Source organism: Brevibacterium sp. R8603A2 (assembly GCF_023072605.1).
Taxonomy (GTDB): domain Bacteria; phylum Actinomycetota; class Actinomycetes; order Actinomycetales; family Brevibacteriaceae; genus Brevibacterium; species Brevibacterium pityocampae.
In genome coordinates this window covers 352,929-375,262 of sequence record NZ_JALLGN010000001.1, presented here as the reverse complement: position 1 = coordinate 375,262, position 22,334 = coordinate 352,929, and the positions used below count along the sequence as shown (strand labels likewise).

Here is a 22,334-nt window from a genome sequence, read left to right as displayed (position 1 = left end):
TCCGCGCCTCGCAGCGCTCCTCACTCCCTGATCCGGGGCCGTGCCCGAGGCGGCCGCTCAGGCGTCGATCGGCCGGTACCGCTCGAACTCGACGATTCGGGGAACCGGCCCGGGCCGGACGTATGCGACGAGGATCTCTCCGGGGTTCATGTACGGGTCCTTGCCCGGCAGCCGCTCGGCGAGCCCGGCCGGAGCGTGCTCGGCGAGCGTGGTGAGCACCGTCGGGAGCACGGGGCGGTGGGTGCACAGCACCGTCGGCCGGCCCTTCTCGAGGATCTTCTCCAGGGTCTGCGCGGTCTTCTTCGGCTTCGCCGCATTGGCCTTCTCGCTCAGCGGCCCGGCCGTCCTGATGTTCTTCCCGGCCGAGGCGGCGTAGGGCTTGAGCGTCGCCACGCAGCGCTTCCACGGGCTCGACACCACGCGCTTGATGCGCCACGCGGCGAGCAGGCCGGTGAGCGCCATGGCCTGCCGGGTGCCGAGTGCGAGCAGCGGCCGCACGTGCTCGGTCTCGTGCCATTTGGAGCGGGGGAACGCCTTGCCGTGGCGCACGATGATGAGCGCCCAGGCGCGCAGCGCGCCGGTCGAGTGCGCGTGCTCGAGCCGGTCGAGCTGCTCGCGGTCGGCGAACCGGGTGAGCTTGCCGCGGGCCACGCCGGCCGGGAACCACTCCGCGCGGTCGATCTCTTTGGGGTTGTCGGGCCGCGGTCGCTTCTCGCTCTTCACCTCGGCCGCCCAGTAGCTCACGTGCTTGGTCAGGGACCGGCCCACGGTGTAGCGGGCCGAGGGCATGGGCAGGCCGAGGTGGATCGGGTACCCGGTCTCCTCCGCGACCTCGCGCACCGCGCACTCCGGCAGCGTCTCGCCCTTGTCGACCTTCCCCTTCGGCCACGACCAGTCGTCGTAGCGGGGCCGGTGGACGAGCAGCACCTCGAGGCCGCTCGCGCCCTCGCGCCAGCACACGGCGCCGGCGGCGAGCACATCGGCCTGGAGGCGGGCGGACTCCCCAGCGTTGGTGACTGCGCTGGGACTCATGCGCGGTCCACCGCCCGGCGCCGGTGGTGCCGGCGGATGAGCTCGGACTGGTAGTCGGTGAGCGGCTCCCCGTCCGGGCCGCGCGAATGCCGGGACCAGATGCCACCGGCGCCCAGGTGGAACGAGGAGGTGGTCGGGGCGAACGCGAGGTCGAACAGGCCGTCGACCTCCGCGATGTGCTCGGCGGCGGACAGCCGTACGAGCGCCTCGACCCGGCGGTCGAGGTTGCGGTGCATGAGGTCGGCCGAGCCGATGTAGGCGACCATCCGGTCGCCGGTGCCGAACACGAAGATCCGCGAGTGCTCGAGGTAGCGGCCGAGGATCGAGCGCACCGTGATGTTCTCGCTCAGCCCCGGGATCCCGGGGCGGATGGCGCAGATGCCGCGCACGAACAGCTCGATCCGCACCCCGGCCCGCGAGGCGAGGTACAGGGCATCGATGATCGGCTCGTCGACGATCGAGTTGACCTTGATCCGGATCCGCCCCTCACGCCCGGCCCGGGCGTGCTCGGTCTCGGACTCGATGAGCTCGATGAGGCCCGCGCGGACCCGGCTGGGGGCGACGAGGAGCCGGGAGTAGTCGGCGTGCGGGGCGTAGCCGGAGAGCTGGTTGAAGAGCTTGGTGAGGTCCTGGCCGACCTCCGGGTCGCGGGTGAGCAGTCCGAAGTCCTCGTACCCGCGGGCCGTCTTGGGGTGGTAGTTCCCGGTGCCCACGTGGCAGTAGCGCACGAGTCCGGTGGATTCCTGGCGGATGACGAGGCAGAGCTTCGCGTGGGTCTTGAGGCCGACGATGCCGTAGACCACGTGCACGCCGGCGCGCTCGAGCTTGCGCGCCCAGGTGATGTTCGCCTCCTCGTCGAAGCGCGCCTTGATCTCGACGACCGCGAGCACCTGCTTGCCGGCCTGGGCGGCGTCGACGAGCGCGTCGATGATCGGGGAGTCGCCCGAGGTGCGGTAGAGGGTCTGCTTGATCGCGAGCACCTTGGGGTCCGCGGCCGCCTGCTCGAGGAACGCCTGGACGCTCGTGGAGAACGAGTCGTAGGGGTGGTGGAGAAGGATGTCGCGCTCGCTCACCGCCTCGAAGATGTCGACCTGCTCGGAGGTCTCCGCCCGCGACAGGTCCCGGTTCATCGCCGGGACCGCCTTGGGGAAGTGGAGGTCGTCGCGGCTGATGTCGGTGATCTCGGACAGTCCGCGGAGATCGAGCGGGGTGGGCAGCTCGTAGATCTCGGATTCGTCGATGCCGAGCTCGCGGGTGAGGATCTCGCGCACCCGCGGGTGGAGGTCGTCGGTCACCTCGAGGCGCACGGCCGGTCCGAAGCGGCGGCGCAGCAGCTCCTTCTCGAGGGCCTTGAGGAGGTTCTCCGCGTCGTCCTCCTCGACTTCGACGTCCTCGTTGCGGGTGACCCGGAACAGCGAGTGGTCGACGATCTCCATGCCCTCGAACAGCCGGTCGAGGTGAGCGGCGATGATCTCCTCGAGCGCGATGAACCGCGCCGGGAACTCCGGGCTCACCTGCCGGGAGTCCGCGGTCTCCGAGACGTTGATGAACCGGGGCAGCACCTGCGGGACCTTGACCCGGGCGAACAGCTCCGCCCCGGACTGCGGGTGCCGCAGCAGCACGCCGAGGTTGAGCGAGAGCCCGGAGATGTAGGGGAAGGGGTGCGCGGGGTCGACGGCGAGCGGGGTGAGGACGGGGAACACGCGGGACTCGAAGAACTCGTCGACCTTCGCCCGCTCGTCGGCGGTGAGGTCGGCGATCGACACGGAGAAGATCCCCTCGGCGTCGAGCTTGGGGCCGATGTCGGTCTTGAGCAGCTCGGAGTGGCGCTCCATGAGGACGTGCGCGTGCTTGCCGAGCGAGCGCATGACGGCCCGCGGCTGGGCGCCGGTGATCGACGGCACGGCGAGCCCGGTGGCGATCCGGCGCTTGAGGCCGGCGACGCGGACCATGAAGAACTCGTCGAGGTTGGACGCGAAGATGCTGAGGAAGTTCGCCCGCTCGAGGAGCGGGATCGAGGTGTCGGCGGCGAGCTCGAGGACCCGCTCGTTGAACGCCAGCCAGCTGAGCTCGCGATCGAGGAACCGGTCGGGCGGAGCGGGCAGCTCGTGCTCGAGCCCGAAGGCCGATACGTCGTACATTCAGGACTCCTGTGCGGTGGCCGGCGGTGCGTAGCTCACGTGGACGATCGTGTGGACGAAGCCGAGCGACTCGTAGAGGCGGCGCGCCGGGGTGTTGTCGCTCTCGACGTAGAGCTCGACGACCTCGGCCCCGGAGTCGACGAGGTGGTGCATGCCGGCGACGGTGAGGGCGCGGCCCACTCCCGAGGCGTGCACGGCGGGGTCGACGCCGATGACGTAGACCTCACCGGTGACGGTGCCGGACGGATAGTCGCGGTGGAGCTTGGTGTGGTGGAAGCCGATGACCCGGTCGTCGCGCTCGGCGATGAGGACGTCGGCCGGGACGAACCCGGGCGCGGTGACGATCGCGTCGAGATCGGCGCGCGTCTGCCGGCCCTGCTCGGGGTGCCAGTCGAAGGCGGCGTTGTTCACCCGCAGCCACTCGTCCTCGTCGCCGGGGGCGAACGGGCGGATCGTCACCCCGGCCGGGGGTGCGGGCGCAGGCAGGTCGAGCTCGGCCACGGGGTCGGTGCGCAGCTGCAGGAGCTCGCGACCGCGGGTGTAGCCGAGCTCGGCGGCGAGGTGGGCGGCGGCCGGGTGGTCGCCGTGCGACCAGAACCAGGCCGGTTCCTCGGCGGCGGCGAGGTCGGCGTCCATGGTGCGCACGAGGTCCCCGCCGAGTCCGGTGCCGCGCACGGCCGGGGCCACGGTCGCCTCGGCGGCGCCGCGCTCCCCCTGGGCCGCGGCGACTCCGAAGCCCAGGAGCTCCGCACCGTCGGTCGCCGTCCACATCCGGGTGCCGGCGGCGGGCTGCGCGAGCGCCTCGAGGAGCCCGTCGGACAGGGGTGGGGAGCCGTCGGCCCGGGTGGCGGCGGCGAGCAGGGCTGGCAGGGTGTCCGGCGCGGCGGTCGCGGGGCGGATCTCAGGCGCTGACATCGGTGTCCTCCGGTGAGTGGATGGGGGAGGCGAGGGCCACGACCGGCTCGGGGGCCGCCGGGGGGCTGAAGCGGTATCCGACGTTGCGCACGGTGTGGATCGCGGACTCGAGCTCCGAGCCGAGCTTGGCGCGCAGGCGCCGGATGTGGACGTCGACGGTGCGCGTGCCCCCGTAGTAGTCGTAGCCCCACACGTCCTGGAGCAGCTGGGCGCGGGTGAAGACGCGGTCGGGGTGCTGGGCGAGGAACTTGAGGAGCTCGAACTCCTTGTAGGTGAGGTCGATCGGGCGGCCCGCGACGGAGGCGGTGTAGCTGCCCTCGTCGATGACGAGGGAGCCGGCGACCACGGGGGAGTCGGCGGGCTCGCGGGGCACCGCGCGCATCTCCGCCAGGCGCAGGCGGGCGTCGATCTCCGCCGGTCCGGCGGTGGTGAGGACGATGTCGACGGCGTTCCAGCTCGGATTGGCCGCGGCGAGGCCGCCCTCGGTGAGGACGATGATGAGCGGCAGATCGATGCCCACCGTGGCCAGCCGCGAGGCCATGGTGGGAGCGAGGCCGAGGTCCCCGGTCGCATCGAGGAGCGCGACGTCGGCCGGTGGGGCGGCGAGCAGGGACGCCGGGTCCGGGCATGCGGAGTGGACGGTGTGCGGCAGGTAGTCGAGTGCGGGCAGAGCAGCGCAGTCGCGTCCGTGGCCCTCCGGGGCGATGCCCTGGCCCTCCGGGGCGATATGGAGTATGCGCACGCTCTCGGCACCTCCTGCATCGAACCTGTCCTGGCCCTGGCGAGTATACCGGGCAGCCCGGGCGACTCATCTGCCGGACCGGCGGGCGGGACGGGTGCCGGGGCGGTCGCCCGGGTCGAGCGGATCCGGGCTCCGGTGTCGGCGTGCCGACGAGCGCCGAATACCGCCTGCGCCGGCGGTTTGGCAGGATGGGGGAATGATGCGTTGGATCCGGATCGTGGTCGCCCTGTGCCTGACGGCGGCCCTCGGCGTCTCCATCTACTTCGGCATCATGCCCTTCGCGCTGGCGTGCGTCGTCGTCGCCGCCGCGCTCGCGTACGGGTGGCCCCGCCTCACCGACTCCCCGCAGCCGCGCGCGACCACGATCATGCTCTTCGTGCTCGGCGTCGTCGGCATGGCCACGGTGTGGTTCGCGCCCACCGCGCCGTACCTCGACTGGCTGCCGATCGTCGCCGGCGTCGGCCTGCTCTGGGCCTTCGTGCAGAACCTCGTGCGCGGGATCGGCGCCTCGCACGCGGTCGTCAACGTGTCCGCCCAGGTCGCCGGGCTCGTCATCGTGCTGTCGGCGGCCAGCTGGGTCGGGGCGATCCAGGTGCCCGGGGACAAGGAGGCGGTGATCGTCGGCCTCGTCGCGATCCTCCTCGCCCAGGCGGCGACCGTGGTGCCGTGGCCGCCGCGCTACACCTCGCCGCTGGCCCTGCTCCTGGCCGTGCTCGGCGCTGCCGTGACCGCGACGATCATGGTCGACGGCAGCCTGAACCTATGGGGCGCGGTGGGCCTGGGCTTCGCCATGGGCCTGCTCGTCGCCGCGACGGACCGGATCCTCGGCCTCGTCGCCCGCAGCCGCCTGCAGACCCGCGAGCTGCGGAAGGAACGACGCCGCGACAAGGCGCGCCTGCTCGCCGTGCAGATGGCACTCGGTGCGGCACCGATCGCGCTCGGCGGGATCGTCGTCTACGTCATCGAGCGGATCCTCCTCTTCCGCTGAGGAGCCCTCTCCGGCAGCGTGCGCGCGGGGTGGGGCCGATGGGTACAATGGGCGCCATGGACAACCTCGTGATGCTCGAAATCTTCTTCACCGCGCTCGTCGTGCTCGCCGGTCTCGGCACCGCCGGAGTGGCCGCCAAGGTCATCACCAACCTCTTCAAGACCCCCCGCTGAGCGGCATGCCCATCGAACTCGATCCGGACCTCCAGCCGGAGCTCGTGCCGCTGTCGTGGCTCCTGGGCTCCTGGGAGGGCGTGGGCGTGGTCGGCTATCCGGGCACCCCGGAGCGGCAGTTCGGCCAGCGCATCGACTTCGTCGCACCCGCTCGGGCCCCGTTCCTCCACTACACCGCCCAGGCCTGGTTGCTCGACGAGGACGGCCGCCCGGCGGACACCCTGACCCTGGAGACCGGGATCTGGCAGCTCGTCCGGCCGCGGCGCGAGTACGACGCCGGCCCCGGCCTCATGGTCCCCACCGAGGAGTCCCCCTTCACCACGGCGGAATCCGTCGAGGGCCTGCGGGGCGCGGACGGCGACTTCGAGATCGAGGTCGAGATCGCCCACCCGCACGGCGTCATGGAGCTCTACGCCGGCCGGGTCGCCGGCCCCCGGATCGACCTCGCCACGGATGTCGTCGCCCGCACCACCACGGCGAAGGAGTACACCGCTTCGACGCGGATGTACGGCCTCGTCGACGGTGAGCTCATGTGGGCGTGGGACATGGCCGCGCTCGGCCAGGACATCACCACGCACGCTTCGGCCCGCCTCAATAAGGTCTCCTGATCCCCTCCTCGGAGATCGGCGCTCGTCCGGCTCGCCGGGCGCGTACCCGTGCGGTCGCCCTCGTCCTCGCCGTCGTCCTGCTCGCACTCCTCGCGTTCGCGGCCCTGACCACGGTCCGGGTCAACGCGCTCATCGGCCATCTCGAGGCCGCCTCGGCCGCCGCCGAGGACTACATGATGGCCCTCGCCGAGGATCCTGCGGCGCTGCCCGGCCACCTCGACCGCGCCCGGTCCGAGCTCGATCAGGCCGAGGCGGAGCTCGCCGAGGTGCCGCTCGCCCAGCTCACCGCCGTCCCCTGGCTGGGCCGCAACCTCACCGCCACCGCGACCGCCGTGGACCAGATGCAGGTCCTCACCGAGGAGGTCGCCCCCGTCCTCAGCGACGCCGCCGTGCTCCTCGACTTCGAGACGCTGCGCCTGCGCGACCCGGGCAGTACGGTGGGCGAATGGCGCACGACGATCGAGGACTCGGTGGACGTCATCCGGGCCGCCCCCGGCGCGATCGATCGGCTGGGCGAGGTGCGCACGGCGATCTCGGAGATCGACACCGACGGCCTGCTGCCGGCGGTGCGCGATGCGATCGAGGAGCTCGAGCTCGCCCTCGACGACGCCTACGGCCGGGTGGCGCCGGTCCGCAAGACCTTCAGCGATCTGCAGGAGTGGGTCCGGGACGGGATCGAGAACTTCGATCTCCTCGACCTCATCCGCAACCTCGTGTGAGCACCCCGGTGCGACACCCCGCAGCGAGACCGAGAGGAGCACGACGATGACCCAGCACCCCGCCGCCCCCGAGGAGCGCGAGCCACGAGTCCGGACCGGTGCGCAGGCGCCGCAGGCCGAGGCGCCGGGTCCCGCTCCCGTGCTGCCCAACGTCCTGCGCTTCCCGCGCTCGAGCGCCGTCATGGGGGAGGGCGCGCACGCCGGGGAGGTCGCCCACTTCGGCGGCCCGCTGCGCGAGCAGCGCCTGCTCGCGCAGGGCCGCGCGGTCGCGGACCTCCAGGCCGTCCGCGTCCTCACCCTGACCGGGCCCGACGCCCTCACCTGGCTCAATTCGCTCACCACGCAGAAGATCGACACCCTGCGCCCCGGACAGTCGACGGAGACCCTCGTGCTCTCGCCCACCGGGCACATCGAGCACTGGCTGCGCATCCACGACGACGGGGAGCGCCTGTGGCTGCTCACCGACGGGGACGCCGCGGCCGCGCTCGGCTTCCTCGAATCGATGAAGTTCATGATGCGCGTCGAGCTCGCCGACGTCTCCGCCGACTACCAGTGCCTGGGCTTCGCCGCCGCCCGGCTCGAAGCCGCACCCGCCTCGGCCGCGGTGCCCGGCGGCCTGCCCGCGGCGATCGTGTGGGCCGACCCGTGGCCGGAGATCGGTGAGGGCTCGGCCTCCTACGCCGCGCTCGACCTCGGGATGCCCGTGGCCTCGCCGGAGCACCCCGGCGGTGAGCACGCGTTCCGGATCGCGGTGTGCGACCGGGCCGCGCTCGCGGACTGGGACCCGGCCGCCGCCGGCATCGAGGTCGTCGGCCGCGACGCCTGGGAGGCGCTGCGGATCGAGGCCTGGCGCCCCGGTCTGCCCGAGGTCGACCACAAGTCGCTCGTCGGCGAGCTCGACGTGCTCCGCACCGCCGTCCACCTCGCGAAGGGCTGCTACCGCGGTCAGGAGGCCGTCGCGCGGATCCACAACCTCGGACAGCCGCCCCGGCGCCTCGTGTTCCTCCACCTCGACGGCTCCGCCCACGCCCTGCCGGCCCCCGATGCCGAGGTGCGCGCCGAGGTCCGCGGTGCGGTGCGCGCGGTGGGACGGATCACCTCGGCCGCCCTCCACCACGAGCTGGGTCCGATCGCGCTCGCCCTCGTCAAGCGCAGCCTGCCGGTCGACGAGCAGCTGCTCGTCGAGGTCGACGGCGGGGTGGTCATCACTGCGGCCCCCGAGCCGATCGTCGCCGCGCAGCGGGAGAACCGGTCGGGTGTGCCGAAGATCAACCGGGACGTCGACCAGCGCCACCGCTGAGACACGGTGCCGGGAGTCGACGCGGCCGCCGGGTGATCACCGTCACCGGCCCGGCGTGGGGCGCGAGCACGCGTCCGGTCGGCTCGGTGCCGGGTGCCCCGACCCGTCTTGCGGCAGGGTGCCGGGGTATGACAACCCTGCCGGAATGGGTCTAATGTGCCCAGTATGAGCACCTCAGAGCTGGGCGGCACCGCGCTGCCGCAGGAACGCAGAATCGTCACCGAGATCCCCGGCCCCAGGTCGCAGGAGATCGAGGCCCGTCGCACCAAGGCCGTCGCGGCCGGTGTCGCCTCGAGCCTGCCGGCCTATGTGGTCGCCGCCGGCGGCGGCATCCTCAAGGACGCCGACGGCAACCAGATCATCGACCTCGGCTCCGGCATCGCCGTGACCACGGTCGGCAACTCGAACCCGCGGGTCGTCGAGCGGGCTGCTGCGCAGCTGTCGGCCTTCACCCACACCTGCTTCATGGTCAACCCGTACGAGGGCTACATCGAGCTCGCGGAGAAGCTCAACGCGCTCACCCCGGGCAGCTTCGACAAGCGCACCGTGCTGCTGAACTCCGGTGCGGAGGCGGTGGAGAACGCGGTGAAGATCGCCCGCGCCCACACCGGTCGCGACGCCGTCGTCGTGTTCGACCACGCCTACCACGGCCGGACGAACCTCACCATGGCGATGACCGCGAAGGCCCACCCGTACAAGGCGGGCTTCGGCCCGTTCGCCGGCGAAGTCTACCGCGCCCCGATGTCCTACCCCTACCGCGACAACGACGCGGCCGGCACCAAGGTGTCCGGTGAGGACGCGGCGACGCGCGTGATGACGATGATCGACAAGCAGATCGGCGCGGACAACGTCGCGGCGCTCGTCATCGAGCCGATCCAGGGCGAGGGCGGCTTCATCGTCCCGGCCGAGGGCTTCCTCCCCGCGCTCGTCGAGTACGCGCGCGCCAACGGCATCGTGTTCGTCGCCGACGAGGTGCAGGCCGGCTTCGCCCGCACCGGGAAGATGTTCGCCAGCGAGTGGGAGGGCATCGAGCCCGACCTCGTCACCACCGCCAAGGGCATCGCTGGCGGTCTGCCGCTGTCGGCCGTGACCGGCCGCGCGGAGATCATCGACTCGGTGGGCGCCGGCGGACTCGGCGGCACCTACGGCGGCAACCCGACCGCGGTCGCCGCGGCCCTCGGCGCGATCGAGGCCTACGAGCAGGACGACCTCGTCGCCCGCGCGCTGCAGATCGGGGAGATCATCACCGAGCGCGTGGTGCGCCTGCAGACCGAGCACCCGGAGGTCGGCGACATCCGCGGCCGCGGTGCGATGCAGGCGATCGAGCTCGTCGCCAGGGATTCGATCGAGCCCAATCCGGACCTCGCGAAAGCCGTGGCGGCGTACGCGGCGAAGAACGCCGTGCTCGTGCTCGTCACCGGCACCTTCGGCAACGTGCTCCGCTTCCTCCCGCCGCTGACCATCAGCGACGAGCTCCTCAACGAGGCCTTCGACGTCCTCGAGGAGGCCTTCGCCGACGCCCTCGGCTGAGTCCGCCCCGTACCGCCGTCAGGTGGTCACAGATCCACGATTCCGCACCTCCGAATCAGGGATCTGTGACCACCTGACGCGTTTCCAGTGCGCGCTCGAGCTTTCCCAGCCATGTCGATTCCGGGGTGGTGGAGGTGATCCGGATGACGAGGTACCCGATGTCGCGGAGATCGTCGTAGCGCTCGATGTCGTAGTCCCACTGGCCCTTCTTCCGGTGGTGGCGTCCCTCGTACTCGAGCACGACCCGCTCCCGGCGGTATCCGAGGTCGGGGAAGACGTGATGGCCGGAGGCGAGCCGGATCTCCGGGTGCACCTCGGGCTCGGGCAGGCCGGCCCGCACGATGGTGAGCCGCACATCGGTCTCCTTCGGGGAATCGACGTCGGCTCGTGCGCTCGCCGCGGCGTCGACGAGCGTCCGCTTGCCGGTGTAGCGGCGCTGCGTGGCGACGAATGCGCGGAGGTCGTCGATCGTCGTCATCGGCGGGCCGTTCCATCCGCCCACGATCGCATCGCAGACCCGCACGAGGGTCCACCGGTCGAGCAGACCGGCCAGTTCGAGCAGCACGTAGGCCGGATGATTCAGCTGCAGATCGTGCACCGATCGGGCCAGGAGCCGGTCGCTGCGATGACCGATCGTGTTCCGCATCCGGGTGCGGTTCCCGGTCGCTCGCGTGAGGACATGGAGAGCGCCCCCGCGGTGGCGCGCCGGCAGCGGCAGGCCGTAGAGCTCCGCAGCGGTGAGCGAGCAGAACACCGCTGCGGGATGCACTGCCGCGAGCTGTCGGGCCCGCCGATAGGTCTCGATCCACCCGTCGTCGACCCACTCGGGGACGAGCACGGTCTCGCTCGAGGACGCGGATTCGTGAGCGCCGTAGATGCTGCGTTCGGCCAACGGCGTCGAGTCGAAGAAGTACGGGGTGTGGCCGGTCTCTTCCGCAGTGGAGCGGGTGATGATCCGCGGCAGTTCGAGCGGAGTCGCGCGGATCGGTGCGGCGCGGCGTCGGTGCATGAGGGGTCCTCCGGGGGAGAGCAGGCGGCGGTGCGGGTGCCGGACCGCCGTCGTTCGGGAGTGCGTCCGGGCCTGTTCGGTCCTCCCAGTGAAGTCCGACGCGTCGGCGGGGTCGACCGATCGCCACGACCTGTGGACAGCACTCCGCGGTCGGCCTGCCGGTGACCTCGCGTCGCACCGCTGTGACCTGACGACGTGCGACCCGGTCAGCGGCTCTGCGCCGTGCTCAGGTGGTCACAGATCCACGATTCCGCACCTCCGAATCAGGGATCTGTGACCACTCGACGTGCGGGAGGGGAGCTGGGACGGTGGGGCTGGGCTTGGAATGTTTCGTTGGGTGCTCCTGTTGTCCAGGACATGAAGCTCTCCGTCCTCGATCTCATCCCGGTGCGCGGCGACCAGACCACCGCGCAGGCCCTGCACGCCTCGAAGTCGCTCGTCGGGACCGCCGACCGGCTCGGCTACACCCGCTACTGGGTGGCCGAGCACCACAACATGAAATCCGTCGCCTCGACCTCCCCGGGCATCGAGCTCATGCACCTGGGGCAGGGCACCGAGCGGATCCGCCTGGGCTCCGGCGGCGTCATGCTGCCCAACCACGCCCCGCTCGCCGTCGCGGAGCAGTTCGCGCTGCTGAGCGCCGTCTACGGCGACCGGATCGACCTGGGCATCGGCCGCGCTCCCGGCACCGACCCGATCACCTCGATGGCGATGCGCGGTCACCTGGGCGAAGGCCGGATGGTCGACCGCGAGGGCAACCAGATCGACCCCGTCGAGCAGTTCCCCCAGCACGTCATGGACACCCTCACGCTGCTCTCGCCCGAGGGCGCCGCGGTCCCGATGTTCGGCGGCCGCGAGCACCGGCTGGCCGCGACCCCGCGGATGACCGCCGCCCCGCAGGTGTGGCTGCTCGGTTCGAGCGGGTACTCCGCGCAGCTGTCCGCCGCGCTCGGCCTGCCCTACGTGTTCGCCCACCACTTCTCCGGCCACGGCACCGAGGCCGCCCTCAACCTCTACCGGAACTCCTTCACCCCGACCGCCCACGCCGGCCAGCCCGAGGTGTCCGCCCCGACGACCTTCCTCACCGTCAACGCCGTCGTCGCCGACACCCGCGAGGAGGCGCTCGCGCTCGCCGAGCCGTACATGTTCACCATGGCCAACCTGCGGATCGGCGCCCCGATCACCACGCTGCCCCTCGTCGGCGCGGACGTGGCCGAGAAGATGAGCGTCGGCCACCGCGAGCTCGCCGAGAAGATGCTCAGCACCTGGATCGTCGGCACCCCCGCCGAGGCGGCCGCGCAGCTGCAGGAGACCACCGCCCGGTTCGACGTCGACGAGGTGATGATCCACCCGGTCGCCGGCGCCCGGCCCGAGGACCCGCTCGACGAGGTGCCCGGCCGCACCCGCACCCTCGAGCTGCTCGCCGGCGAGTTCCTGGGCTGAGCTCCGCAGCTCGCCCGAGCCGGGACGCGTACTACGCGGCGGCGGGGCGAGCCCCATCGACTCCACCGCGCACCCGGATCCCGCCGATGAGAGCGGCGATCCCGAGGAGCGCGGCGACGGCGACGGCACCGCTCGCCAGGTCCGGTGCCCAGCGGAACAGCGCCGTGAGGTCGAGCCCGGTGGCGGCCGGCAGCGCGAGGACGAGGGCCGCGGTCAGAGCTGCGCAGGGGGCGAGGGAGACCGCGCAGCCCCACACCGCCAGGCGCGGTGACGGGGTGCGGAGGAGGACCACGCACCAGCCGACGGCGAGGAGGATCGTAGCGAGGACGGCGACGACGAGCGCCGAATAGAGCACCGATCCAGAGCCTCCGTCGGTTGCCGCGCCACCGCCCGCATCAGAACCGTTCCCAGCATCCGCGCCGCCGCCGGCCGCCGCGTCGCCGAGCACATCGGCGGCGAGGGTGCTCGCCGATTCGGCGACGGCCGTCGACCCCGGTTCGCCGTACTCGGGTACGAGCAGGACGACGGCGAGCCCCTCCGCGGGGAGGACTTCCACTCGCGTGAACGCCCCGGGCACCGCGCCCGAATGGTGGATCCGCTCCACCGCGGCCCCGGCGATCTCCGCCGCATCGTAGTTCCACCCGAAGCCATAGCGCGGCGCGATGGCGTGCTCGGTCGCCGCGCCGGTGGGTGCCGCGGCGGCGCGGGACCGGTCATGGAACTCTGCACCCTCCGGGCCCAGATTCCAGCTCGCCCAGGCGGCGAGCTCGCCGAGGTCGCCGCCGAGGTATCCGTAGCCCAGGCCGGTGCCGTCGCAGCGTTCGGGTGCCGGCATGGTGAATCCGAGGAACGGGACGGCGCCCGCCTCCATCTCGGCCTCGCAGCCGCGGGCGTGCTCGGCGGCCGCCTCGGCGAAGGGCGCGTCGGTGATCTCCTCGACGATGGCCTGGAGGACGAGGTAGTTCGTGCTCGCATAGCGGAACCCGTCACCGGGGTCGCGCGGGGCGGGCACATCGTCGAGGACGTCGAGCGCGTGCGCCCCGGGCCGGTGTCGATCCGTCGCGCCGAGGTCATGGCTCAGCCCGCTCGTGTGGGTGAGCAGCCGGCGGACGGTGACGTCCCGTACTGGGTCGGGGAGTCCGGGGAGCACCGAGCCGGCGGTGTCGTCGAGGCCCACGCGACCGCTCTCGACGAGCTCGTCGACGACGGATCCCGTGATGCCCTTCGACACCGAGCCCCAGCGCACCGCCGCCGAGGCGCCCGCCGGTGCCCCCGTACCGTCGCCGTCCGAGGTCGTGGGTGCCGCCATCGAGCCGGTGACCGCTGCCTCCTCGATCCCGTGCTCGCTCACCACCGCGGCGGCGGCACCGGGCACATCGAGCCCGGCGACGAACCGTTCGAGCCCGGGATACGACTGCCGGTCCGACTCACGCGGGTCGGTGACAGCGCCTGTGTCGGTCACGGTGCCGACGGCACTCGCCTCCTGCGCGGCGGCGAGGCCGGTGTGGAGCGGTGCGCCGGCCACGGTCAGCGCGAGGACGATGCCGAGGGCGAGAACCGCGGCGAACGCTGAGACGACCGGCCGGCAGGGACCGGCGGGGCTGAACGACGGGGCGGGAGCAGTGGACATGGGGACCTCCTGCTTGTCACGCTATCCACCGCTCCGCCCGCGGGACGGTGGGGAAAGCCCGACCACCTGAATGGGTTTCCCCACCGGGATCACATGACGAGGTGCAGAAGCCCGCCGCGCGCCCGAGCCAACCGTGCCCGGGTGACGAGCGCCTCAGCCACAGCCGCCGCCTCAGCCGTGCGCGCCCTGCGAGGTCCCGAGGGAGGTCGTCCGGCTCTGTGCCGCGCGCACCCGGATCGACCGGGCGAGGTCGTCGCGGAGCTCGAGGAGGAGCCGGCGCAGCGCACCCGGGGCCTCCGGATTGCGCATGAGCCAGGCGTCCGTGCGTTCGAGCACGTCCGCAGGCCGCTGCGAGCCGTGCGGATAGAGGCCGACGACGAGCCGGCGGGCGATCTCGATCGATCGCGTGCTCCACACCGTGTCGAGCAGTTCGAAGTAGGGCCCGACGAACGGCTCGGTGAGCGGCAGGGCGCTCGGCGCGGTGAAGCCGGCGATCACCGCGGAGATCATGTCGTTGCTGAGCTCGGCGTCCCCGGTGAGCGATTCCCACGCCCGCATCTTGACGATCGGCAGCGGCCGCGCGGCCTGCGCCGTCGCGGCGTGGAGCGCGCCCGAGCCGGTGCGGTCGGCCGCCGCCTCCTGCGCGATCTCCGCGACATCCGCCCAGCCGAGCGCGGCGAGCGCGATGAGCGCCTTCCACCGCAGCGCATGGTCGATCTCGAGACCCGGGAACTCCTCGAGCCGGCCGGTGAGCAGGGTCGAGGCGAACTCGCGGGCTGCGACGACCGCCGGATCCGTTCCCGAGGCGCCCGCCGGCTCGCCCGTCCCGCCCGCGGTGCGCGCGAGGAGGGAGAGCACGGTGGAGGCGAGGTCGAGCTGCGCGTCGGACCCCGGTTCGGCGGCGACCAGGGAATCGAGCGCAGCGCCGAGCGCACCGGCCACCGCGGCGGGCCGACCCGACGGGTCGGCCCAGCGGTCGAGCGCGGTGAGCATCGTCGTGCGCAGCCCGGCGGCGATCCCCGGGTGCGTCTCCTTCGACAGTGCGCGGCAGTACGCGGCGAGGTAGTCCTCGACCGGCAGCAGCCCGTCGCGCAGCGCATTGCCGAGCGCGGACCACACGAGCGCCCGGTGCAGGGGATCGGCCAGCCGGGACACGCTCGACAGCGCCGTCGCCGTCGAGCGCGCATCGAGCCGGACCTTGCAGTAGTCGAGGTCGCCGTCGTTGGGCAGCAGCAGCGCCGGCAGCGGGGTGCCGAGCATCTCCGGCACGTCGCAGTCCGGCACGGCGAAATCGAGGGTCCACGTCTTCGAGCGCTCGAGCACCGGGCCCACCCGGTCGAAGGCCGCGATCGCGAGCCGGTGGGGGCGCACCACCTCGGGCTCGGGCTCGGTGTTGCGCTGCCGGATACGGATGTCGGAAAGCACCTCCCCGCCCGGGCCGTCCCCGGTCTCCCCGCCCGTACCGGCCTCGGCGGTCTCGACGGCGAGCTCGATCTCGGAGACGCCCACCGTGCCCAGCCAGGCGTCGGCCCAGTGGTGGACGTCGCGGTGGGGTGCGGCCTCGGCGAGGGCGCCGAGGAAGTCCTGGAGCGTCGCGGTGCCGAAGGCATGGGCGCGGAAGTAGCGGCGGCTGCCGTCGAGGAACGCCGCGCGCCCGACGAAGGTCACGAGCTGCTTGAGGACCGAGGCGCCCTTCGCGTACGTGATGCCGTCGAAGTTGAGCTTCGCGGCCTCGACATCGGGGATGTCGGCGACGATCGGATGGGTGGTCGGGTACTGGTCCTGCCGGTACGCCCAGTCCTTGCGGCGCAGCGCGAAGGTCACCCAGCCGTCGGTGTACTCCGTCGCCTCCGCCAGCGCGAGGCCGGCCATGTAGTCGGCGAAGGACTCCTTGAGCCACAGGTCGTCCCACCACCGCATGGTGACGAGGTCGCCGAACCACATGTGCGCCATCTCGTGGAGGATGACGTTGGCCCGCGACTCGCGCATCGAGCGGGTGACCTTGTCGCGGAAGATCAGCGAGTCGGTGAAGGTCACGAGCCCGGGGTTCTCCATCGCGCCGAGGTTGTACTCGGGGACGAACACCTGGTCGTACTTGCCCCACGGGTAGGGGAGGTCGAAGGCGGCGTGGAAGAAGTCGAGGCCCTGCGCGGTGACCCGGAAGATCTCCTCGGCGTCCATGTGCTCGGCGAGGGAGGCGCGGGTGAGCAGGCCGAGCTCGATCGGCTCCCCGGTGACCGGGTGCCGGTAGGTGGTGCGGGCCTCGGCGTAGTTCCCCGCGATGACGCAGGTGATGTAGCTCGAGAGCACCTCGGTGTCGGCGAACTCGTGGCAGGCGATGCCGGCATCGGGGGTGCTGCGCTCGGCGAGCACCGCATTGCTGCGGACCACGAGGTCGTCCGGGGCGAGCACGGTGAACGCGAAGCGGGCCTTGAGGTCGGGCTGGTCGAAGTTCGCGAACACGCGGCGCGCGTCGGTCGGTTCGTACTGGGTGTAGAGGTGCACGCTGTCGTCGGCGGGGTCGAAGAAGCGGTGCAGCCCCTCGCCGGTCCGCGAGTACAGCGCCCGGGCGTGGATGCGCAGGGTGTTCTCCCCGGCCCGCGGGACGAAGCGCACCCGCGCGCCGTCGAACACCTCGGCCGGATCGAGCGGGGCGCCGTTGAGGCTCGCCTCGACGATCCCGGCGGCGATGATGTCGATGAACGTCGGCTCCGACCGGGCGGCGGTGAACTCCACGGTGGTCACCGAATCGAACTCGCGCTGCTCCGGATCGGCGCAGGAGGAGAGGTCTAGGATGGTGGCGTACCGGGAGACCGTGAGCAGGTCGGAGCGATGACGCGCCTCGTCGCGGGTGAGATTGGTCGTCATGGAGCCTCCTTCGACACGGTGCCCCGAACGGACGCCGTGGTCCTGGGCGGCACCGACCGGGTTCCGGCCCGCGCCGCCGCTTCCGCGCCGAGAACGGGTCCCGCTGTCGGCGACACTGCGTCCCAGCATGCCACAGGAGGGAGAACTGCGTGAGTCGTGAGAACGGCAGTCGGCTCCGCCCGAGCGCCTGGCCCGGGCAGGCGGCCGGGCATCTGCGCAACCGCACCCGCCTGGGCGCCCGCCGCACCCGTGCCAATCTGTCCCAGCTCCTCCAGGTCACCGTCGGCGCCACGCTGGCCTACGCCTTCTGCCAGGTCGTGCTCGGCCACGAGTACCCCTTCCTCGCCGCGGTCGCCGCCGCCGTGGGCACCGGGGTGACCGCCGACCGCCGGGTCCGCCGCTCGATGGAGATCGGATTCGGGGCGACCGCCGGGGTGCTCGTCGGGGAGCTCATGCTCGTGACCTTCGGGTCGGGGCTGTGGCAGCTCGCGGTGACGATGATCCTCGGTCTGATGGTCGGCACGATGATCAACTCCGGGGGCATCTTCATCACCCAGATCGGCGTCCAGTCGGTCTACGTCATCACCGTGCCGCAGGCCGCGGCGGCCCAGCCCTTCGACCGGACCGTCGATGCGCTCGTCGGCGCGGTCGTCGCGATCCTCATGGCGCTCATCGTCCCCAACGACGCCCGCAAGGGCCCGCGGGACAAGGCGTCCTCGCTGCTCACCGAGATCTCCGAGACCCTGCTCGAATCCGCCGATGCGCTCGCCCGCGCCGACGCCCACGCCGCCAGGCGCGCCCTGTCGCGGGCGCGGGACACCCAGGGGATCGTCGATTCCTGGCGCTCGACCCTGCGGATCTCCCAGGAGGCCACCCGGATCAACGCCCGTTCGCGGCGCTACGCGGCCGAGGTGACCCGCCTGGCCCGGGCCGTCGAGTTCACCGACCGCGCGATGCGGATGGTGCGGGTGGTCGCCCGGCGGACCCAGGCGATGGCCGAGCTCGGGACCGAGCGTCCGCAGCACGCCGAGCTCGTCCGCGACCTCGGGGAGGGAGCGCGGCGCCTGCGGGTGGCGCTCGAACGGGGAACCTCGCGCACCCCGGCCGAGGAGTTCCTGTCCGAGGTCGCCGCCCGGCTCGATCCCAACGGCCGGGACGTCGCGGACATGCAGGACCGCACGCTCGTGCTGCTCCTGCGGCCGCTCGCCGTCGACCTGCTCCAGGCGGCCGGCCTGCCGGAGGAGGCCGCGCTCGAGCAGCTGCCGGTGCTCAGCGACGACACCGCCGACGGCCCGCCGGTCGAGTGAGGGTGCCCGGCGCACCCGGCGCACACGTCCGCTCCGAGCGGACTGACAGCACTGCCCGGTAGGATCGGCGGATATGTCAGCGCTCGCCAGCATCCAAGGTCTCGTGTTCCTCCTCCTCACCGTCGCGGCATTCATCGTCGAACTCGTCGCGTTCATCGACTCGCTGCGCTACCGCGATGAGGTCTATCGCGCCGCCGACAAGCGCTCGAAGACCTTCTGGACCGTGATCCTCGGCATCTCCGCGGTCGTCGGCTTCCTCGCGATGCCGCCGCTGCAGGCGATGCCGATCTTCATCTCGCTGCTCGGATTCGTCGCCGCCGCCGTCTACTTCGCCGACGTCCGCAAGGGCCTGCGCGCCGTCGACCCCCGCTTCCGCAATCGATGACGCAGGACCCCAACCGGCCCGGCGCGAACTCCGGCTGGATGTCGGCGTTCGGCTCCGGGGATCCGGTGACGCTGTTCGGCCACGGCTTCTCCGGCGCGATCCGCGACACCCGCCCCTTCGCCTCCGGGATCGCCGGTACCCGGGTGCTCGTCAACCTCGGCGGCCACGGCGGCAGGCCCTCCCCGGGCCCCGGCTGGACCTACGGCACCATCGCCGAACAGCTCGCCGCCGCGCTCGAGGCCTCCCGCGCCACCCGTGCGCTCGGCGTCTCGATGAGCGCCGGCGGACTCGCCCGGCTCATCACCGCCGGCCACCCGGCCGCCACGGGCCTGGAGAAGGTCGCCTTCGTGCTGCCCGCCTCGTGGGCGGGGTTCACTCCCGAGGTGCGCGCGGCCCACGCCGCCCATGTCGAGGCGATCCGCACCCACCTGGCCTCCGGCGATCGCGCCGCGCTGCTCGACGCGCTGCTGGCCCGGGAACCCGCCGAGGTTGCGGACCTGCCGCCGGCCCGTGCCTGGGCGGCCGCGAAGGTCGACGCGCTGTTCGACACCGACATGTCCGACGGCGTGGGCCTCGCGCTCGACATCGCCGTCGCCGACCCGGCCCGCGCACTCGAGGCGGCCGGGGCCTTCCGCGGCGAGGTGCTCGTCCTCACCCACGAGGACGACCGCTCCCACCCGGTGTCCGTCGCCCGCGACTGCGCGGCGGCCTTCCCGCGCGCATCCCTCGAGGTCCTGCCGGCAGGCAGCATCCTGTGGCGCGGCCGCAGCGAGGTGCGCCGGATCCTCCGGGCCTTCTTCGACGATGAGGAGACCTGAGCGCCCCGGTAGAATCGGATACCGTGCGCATCGCTGTCCTCTCCCTCCACACCTCGCCCGCCGCTCAGCCCGGTCAGGGCGACGCCGGGGGGATGAATGTCTACGTCCGGGCGACGGCCGCCGAACTCGCCCGCGCCGGGCACACGGTGGAGATCTTCACCGCCGACCCGCTCGCCCCGACCACCGGCACCGTCGAGCTCGCCCCCGGGGTGCGCCTCCACCAGCTCGACACCTCCGCCCGGGACAAGACGGCGCTCGCCGACGACGTGCCCGCCCTCGCCGCCGCACTCGCCGCGCACCCCGCGTACGCCGGCTGCGAGCTGATCTGGGCGCACTACTGGATCTCCGCGCTCGCCGGGCTCGCACTCACCGAGCACCCCACCCCCGCGCCCACCCCCGGCCCGCGCCTCGTCGTGTCTTTCCACACGATCGCCGCGGTCAAGGACCGCGACACCGGGGCGGCCCTCGAGCCCGCGCAGCGCCGGCAAGCCGAGGAGCGGATCGCCGCCGGTGCGGACCTCCTCGTCGCGAACACGGAGGCGGAGGCCGCGGACATGGTCGACCTGCTCGGTGCGGACCCCGCCCGCGTCGTCACCGCGATGCCCGGCGTCGACCTCGCAACCTTCACCCCCGGGCCCCTGCACACCGCCCGCCGCGCCGTCGGGGAGCAGGACGCGGATCTGCTGCTCCTCTACGTCGGCCGGATGCAGCACGTCAAGGGCACGGACACCGCGGTCGAGGCGCTCGCCGCGCTGGCCCGGCTCGACCCCATGCTCGCCGCGCGCACCCGCCTCGTCATGCTCGGGGCCGCCTCCGGGGAGGGCACCGACCCCGCCGCGGTGAGCGCGCGCATCGACGCCGCCGGGCTGCACGGCCGGGTCGAGATCCTGCCGCCGGTGCCGGCCGCCGTGCTCGCCGACTGGTACCGGGCGGTCGACCTCGTGCTCGTGCCCTCGCGCAGCGAATCCTTCGGGTTCGCCGCCGCCGAGGCGCAGGCCTGCGGGGCACCCGTCGTCGCCTCCGCCGTGGGCGGCCTCACCCACGTCGTCGAGGCCGGCCGCACCGGCCTCCTCATCGCCGAGGACGACCCGCTGACCTGGGCCGAGGGGATCGAGGCCCTCTTGTGCGATCCCGCCGCGCGTGCTCGGATGGGAGCAGCGGCCGCGCAGCGGGCCCGCGAGTTCGATTGGCGCACCTGTGCGGCGACCGTGCTCGCAGCGGTGCCGGCCGCGCCGGACGCCTTGCCCGGGACCGCGGAGGCGAGAGGTGGAGGACCACGATGAATGACTCGACGGACAACGGCACGACGGACGGGACCGCGGCGGGCGGCACGCGGATGCTCTCCCCGGAGGACGCGAGCGAGCTCGCGCTCGCCTGGGCACGGGAGCAGGACCTCGAGGCCGACCGGCTGGGGGAGGCGCACGTCGCCGTCACCCTGCCCGGCGAACGGAAGCTCAAGACCACGGTGTCGATCCGGTGCTCGCCGCGCTCGGTCGACCTCCAGGCCTTCGTCATCCGCCACCCGGACGAGAACCGGGAGAGGTTCCAAGCCTGGCTGCTCCACAAGAACTCGAAGCTCCGCGGGCTGGCGTTCTCCACCGACCCCCTGGGCGACGTCTACCTCGACGCCTCGCTGCCGCGCGAGGCGTGGAACACCGAGGTCCTCGACTCGCTCATGGGCCGCTTCCTCACCGCCGCCGACGAATCCTTCAACGACCTGCTCGTGCTCGGCTTCCTCACCTCGATGAAGCGCGAATGGGCCTGGCGAATCGCACGCGGGGAGTCGACCCGCAACCTCGCGGCCTTCGAGCCCCTGCTCTCCGGCGACGACAACGAGTTCCTCGGCCGGTACTGAACGCCCCCGGGCCCCGGCTTCGGGATGCTCGGGCCCGAACCCCGGAACCGCGTGCGCCCGGCCGCGCACCCGTGGAAGAATGCAGCCATGACGTACAACCTCGTGCTCCTGCGCCACGGCGAGAGCGAATGGAACCAGAAGAACCTGTTCACCGGCTGGGTCGACGTGCCGCTCACCGACAAGGGCCGCACCGAGGCCGCCCGCGCCGGCGAGCTGCTCATCGCCCACGAGCTGCTGCCCGACGTGCTCCACACCTCGCGCCTCAAGCGGGCGATCCTCACCGCGAACCTCGCGCTCGAGGCCGCCGATCGCTCGTGGATCGACGCCAAGCGCACCTGGCGGCTCAACGAGCGCCACTACGGCGCGCTCCAGGGCAAGAACAAGAAGGAGATCCGCGAGGAGTTCGGCGAGGAGCAGTTCATGACCTGGCGCCGGTCCTTCGACACCCCGCCGCCGGTGCTCGACGACTCCTCCGAGTGGTCGCAGGTCGGGGATCCGCGGTATGCGAACCTCGCCGATGCGATCCCGCGCACCGAGTGCCTCGCCGACGTCATCGTCCGCATGCTCCCGTACTGGTACGACGGGATCGTGCCCGATCTGCAGCTCGGACGCACCGTGCTCGTCACCGCGCACGGCAATTCGCTGCGTGCTCTCGTCAAGCACCTCGACGGGATCTCCGACGCCGACATCCCGGGGCTCAACATCCCCACCGGCATCCCGCTGCACTACCAGCTCGACGAGAACCTCACCCCGCTCAACCCGGGCGGCACCTACCTCGACCCGGCGGCCGCCGAGGCCGCGATCGGGCAGGTCGCCGGCCAGGGGCGCTGAGCCCGGCGCACCTCATCGGACCCGATGGTCCGCCCGCTCC

At 72.4% G+C, this 22,334-nt stretch carries 19 protein-coding genes; 12 read left to right on the top strand and 7 right to left on the bottom strand.

Features of this window, described 5'->3' with window-relative positions; genetic code table 11:
* Positions 1–57: 57 nt before the first annotated feature.
* The 4 genes from MTQ12_RS01665 to MTQ12_RS01650 are packed head-to-tail and all read right to left on the bottom strand — an operon-like array spanning position 58 to position 4,758.
* A complete protein-coding gene (locus tag MTQ12_RS01665) occupies positions 58–1,032 on the bottom strand; it encodes an NUDIX hydrolase (protein WP_247423423.1) in 975 nt (324 codons plus the stop codon).
* The gene (locus MTQ12_RS01660; protein ID WP_247423421.1) at positions 1,029–3,173 is read right to left on the bottom strand and encodes an RNA degradosome polyphosphate kinase; all 2,145 of its coding nucleotides are present in this window, start codon (positions 3,171–3,173) and stop codon (positions 1,029–1,031) included. The genes MTQ12_RS01665 and MTQ12_RS01660 overlap by 4 nt, the downstream gene beginning before the upstream one ends.
* Positions 3,174–4,088 (bottom strand): mycothiol synthase, encoded by a 915-nt coding sequence (mshD, locus tag MTQ12_RS01655; RefSeq protein WP_247423419.1) that lies wholly within the window; start codon positions 4,086–4,088, stop codon positions 3,174–3,176. It lies immediately after the preceding gene.
* Positions 4,075–4,758 carry a response regulator transcription factor gene (locus MTQ12_RS01650; RefSeq protein WP_247423648.1) on the bottom strand — a complete coding sequence of 228 codons (684 nt, stop codon included), beginning with the start codon at positions 4,756–4,758 and terminating at the stop codon, positions 4,075–4,077. Before MTQ12_RS01650 ends, mshD begins: the two co-directional genes overlap by 14 nt.
* A 268-nt stretch (positions 4,759–5,026) precedes the next feature.
* Between MTQ12_RS01650 and MTQ12_RS01645 the strand changes: the two genes are divergently transcribed.
* The 5 genes from MTQ12_RS01645 (at position 5,027) to gabT (ending at position 10,148) form a co-directional block, all read left to right on the top strand.
* Positions 5,027–5,818 carry an ammonia permease gene (locus MTQ12_RS01645; RefSeq protein ID WP_247423417.1) on the top strand — a complete coding sequence of 264 codons (792 nt, stop codon included), beginning with the start codon at positions 5,027–5,029 and terminating at the stop codon, positions 5,816–5,818.
* A gap of 178 nt (positions 5,819–5,996) precedes the next feature.
* A complete protein-coding gene (locus MTQ12_RS01640; protein WP_247423415.1) occupies positions 5,997–6,599 on the top strand; it encodes an FABP family protein in 603 nt (200 codons plus the stop codon).
* A 173-nt stretch (positions 6,600–6,772) separates the two neighbouring features.
* Positions 6,773–7,318 (top strand): hypothetical protein, encoded by a 546-nt coding sequence (locus MTQ12_RS01635; RefSeq protein ID WP_247423413.1) that lies wholly within the window; start codon positions 6,773–6,775, stop codon positions 7,316–7,318.
* 46 nt (positions 7,319–7,364) lie between these two features.
* The gene (locus MTQ12_RS01630) at positions 7,365–8,618 is read left to right on the top strand and encodes a glycine cleavage T C-terminal barrel domain-containing protein (RefSeq protein ID WP_247423411.1); all 1,254 of its coding nucleotides are present in this window, start codon (positions 7,365–7,367) and stop codon (positions 8,616–8,618) included.
* A gap of 165 nt (positions 8,619–8,783) precedes the next feature.
* Complete coding sequence (gabT, locus tag MTQ12_RS01625; protein WP_247423409.1) at positions 8,784–10,148, top strand: 4-aminobutyrate--2-oxoglutarate transaminase; 1,365 nt, start codon at positions 8,784–8,786, stop codon at positions 10,146–10,148.
* A gap of 55 nt (positions 10,149–10,203) precedes the next feature.
* On the opposite strand, the gene MTQ12_RS01620 is transcribed toward gabT, so the two are convergent.
* Positions 10,204–11,157 carry a hypothetical protein gene (locus MTQ12_RS01620; protein WP_247423407.1) on the bottom strand — a complete coding sequence of 318 codons (954 nt, stop codon included), beginning with the start codon at positions 11,155–11,157 and terminating at the stop codon, positions 10,204–10,206.
* A gap of 357 nt (positions 11,158–11,514) precedes the next feature.
* Between MTQ12_RS01620 and MTQ12_RS01615 the strand changes: the two genes are divergently transcribed.
* Entirely contained in the window at positions 11,515–12,600 is a 1,086-nt protein-coding gene (locus MTQ12_RS01615) for an LLM class flavin-dependent oxidoreductase (RefSeq protein WP_247423405.1), read from the top strand.
* Between the two features lie 31 nt (positions 12,601–12,631).
* On the opposite strand, the gene MTQ12_RS01610 is transcribed toward MTQ12_RS01615, so the two are convergent.
* On the bottom strand, positions 12,632–14,230 hold the full coding sequence (locus tag MTQ12_RS01610; RefSeq protein WP_247423404.1) for a serine hydrolase domain-containing protein: 1,599 nt from the start codon (positions 14,228–14,230) through the stop codon (positions 12,632–12,634).
* 171 nt (positions 14,231–14,401) lie between these two features.
* Positions 14,402–17,098: an aminopeptidase N gene (pepN, locus tag MTQ12_RS01605; protein WP_247423402.1), complete on the bottom strand. Its 2,697-nt coding sequence runs from the start codon at positions 17,096–17,098 to the stop codon at positions 14,402–14,404.
* A gap of 149 nt (positions 17,099–17,247) precedes the next feature.
* Here pepN and MTQ12_RS01600 point away from each other — a divergent pair, with 149 nt between their 5' ends.
* The 6 genes from MTQ12_RS01600 (at position 17,248) to MTQ12_RS01575 (ending at position 22,294) form a co-directional block, all read left to right on the top strand.
* Positions 17,248–18,405, top strand: coding sequence for an FUSC family protein (locus MTQ12_RS01600; RefSeq protein WP_247423399.1), 1,158 nt, complete (start codon positions 17,248–17,250; stop codon positions 18,403–18,405).
* A gap of 73 nt (positions 18,406–18,478) precedes the next feature.
* Positions 18,479–18,790, top strand: a complete 312-nt coding sequence (locus MTQ12_RS01595; RefSeq protein WP_137318864.1) for a DUF2516 family protein — start codon at positions 18,479–18,481, stop codon at positions 18,788–18,790.
* Entirely contained in the window at positions 18,787–19,608 is an 822-nt protein-coding gene (locus tag MTQ12_RS01590) for an alpha/beta hydrolase (protein WP_247423397.1), read from the top strand. Before MTQ12_RS01595 ends, MTQ12_RS01590 begins: the two co-directional genes overlap by 4 nt.
* 23 nt (positions 19,609–19,631) lie before the next feature.
* A complete protein-coding gene (locus MTQ12_RS01585; protein ID WP_247423396.1) occupies positions 19,632–20,891 on the top strand; it encodes a glycosyltransferase in 1,260 nt (419 codons plus the stop codon).
* Positions 20,888–21,463, top strand: coding sequence for a YbjN domain-containing protein (locus MTQ12_RS01580; RefSeq protein ID WP_247423393.1), 576 nt, complete (start codon positions 20,888–20,890; stop codon positions 21,461–21,463). The genes MTQ12_RS01585 and MTQ12_RS01580 overlap by 4 nt, the downstream gene beginning before the upstream one ends.
* An 87-nt stretch (positions 21,464–21,550) precedes the next feature.
* Positions 21,551–22,294 carry a phosphoglyceromutase gene (locus tag MTQ12_RS01575; protein WP_137318867.1) on the top strand — a complete coding sequence of 248 codons (744 nt, stop codon included), beginning with the start codon at positions 21,551–21,553 and terminating at the stop codon, positions 22,292–22,294.
* Positions 22,295–22,334: the final 40 nt, after the last annotated feature.

Coding starts and splice junctions, on each gene's coding strand:
- gabT (WP_247423409.1), top strand. CDS start 8,784: ATGAGCACCTCAGAGCTGGGCGGCACCGCGCTGCCGCAGGAACGCAGA.
- MTQ12_RS01635 (WP_247423413.1), top strand. CDS start 6,773: ATGATGGCCCTCGCCGAGGATCCTGCGGCGCTGCCCGGCCACCTCGAC.
- MTQ12_RS01590 (WP_247423397.1), top strand. CDS start 18,787: ATGACGCAGGACCCCAACCGGCCCGGCGCGAACTCCGGCTGGATGTCG.
- mshD (WP_247423419.1), bottom strand. CDS start 4,088: ATGTCAGCGCCTGAGATCCGCCCCGCGACCGCCGCGCCGGACACCCTG.
- MTQ12_RS01595 (WP_137318864.1), top strand. CDS start 18,479: ATGTCAGCGCTCGCCAGCATCCAAGGTCTCGTGTTCCTCCTCCTCACC.
- MTQ12_RS01640 (WP_247423415.1), top strand. CDS start 5,997: ATGCCCATCGAACTCGATCCGGACCTCCAGCCGGAGCTCGTGCCGCTG.
- MTQ12_RS01660 (WP_247423421.1), bottom strand. CDS start 3,173: ATGTACGACGTATCGGCCTTCGGGCTCGAGCACGAGCTGCCCGCTCCG.
- MTQ12_RS01630 (WP_247423411.1), top strand. CDS start 7,365: ATGACCCAGCACCCCGCCGCCCCCGAGGAGCGCGAGCCACGAGTCCGG.
- MTQ12_RS01665 (WP_247423423.1), bottom strand. CDS start 1,032: ATGAGTCCCAGCGCAGTCACCAACGCTGGGGAGTCCGCCCGCCTCCAG.
- MTQ12_RS01615 (WP_247423405.1), top strand. CDS start 11,515: ATGAAGCTCTCCGTCCTCGATCTCATCCCGGTGCGCGGCGACCAGACC.
- MTQ12_RS01620 (WP_247423407.1), bottom strand. CDS start 11,157: ATGCACCGACGCCGCGCCGCACCGATCCGCGCGACTCCGCTCGAACTG.
- MTQ12_RS01610 (WP_247423404.1), bottom strand. CDS start 14,230: ATGTCCACTGCTCCCGCCCCGTCGTTCAGCCCCGCCGGTCCCTGCCGG.
- MTQ12_RS01575 (WP_137318867.1), top strand. CDS start 21,551: ATGACGTACAACCTCGTGCTCCTGCGCCACGGCGAGAGCGAATGGAAC.
- MTQ12_RS01645 (WP_247423417.1), top strand. CDS start 5,027: ATGATGCGTTGGATCCGGATCGTGGTCGCCCTGTGCCTGACGGCGGCC.
- pepN (WP_247423402.1), bottom strand. CDS start 17,098: ATGACGACCAATCTCACCCGCGACGAGGCGCGTCATCGCTCCGACCTG.
- MTQ12_RS01580 (WP_247423393.1), top strand. CDS start 20,888: ATGAATGACTCGACGGACAACGGCACGACGGACGGGACCGCGGCGGGC.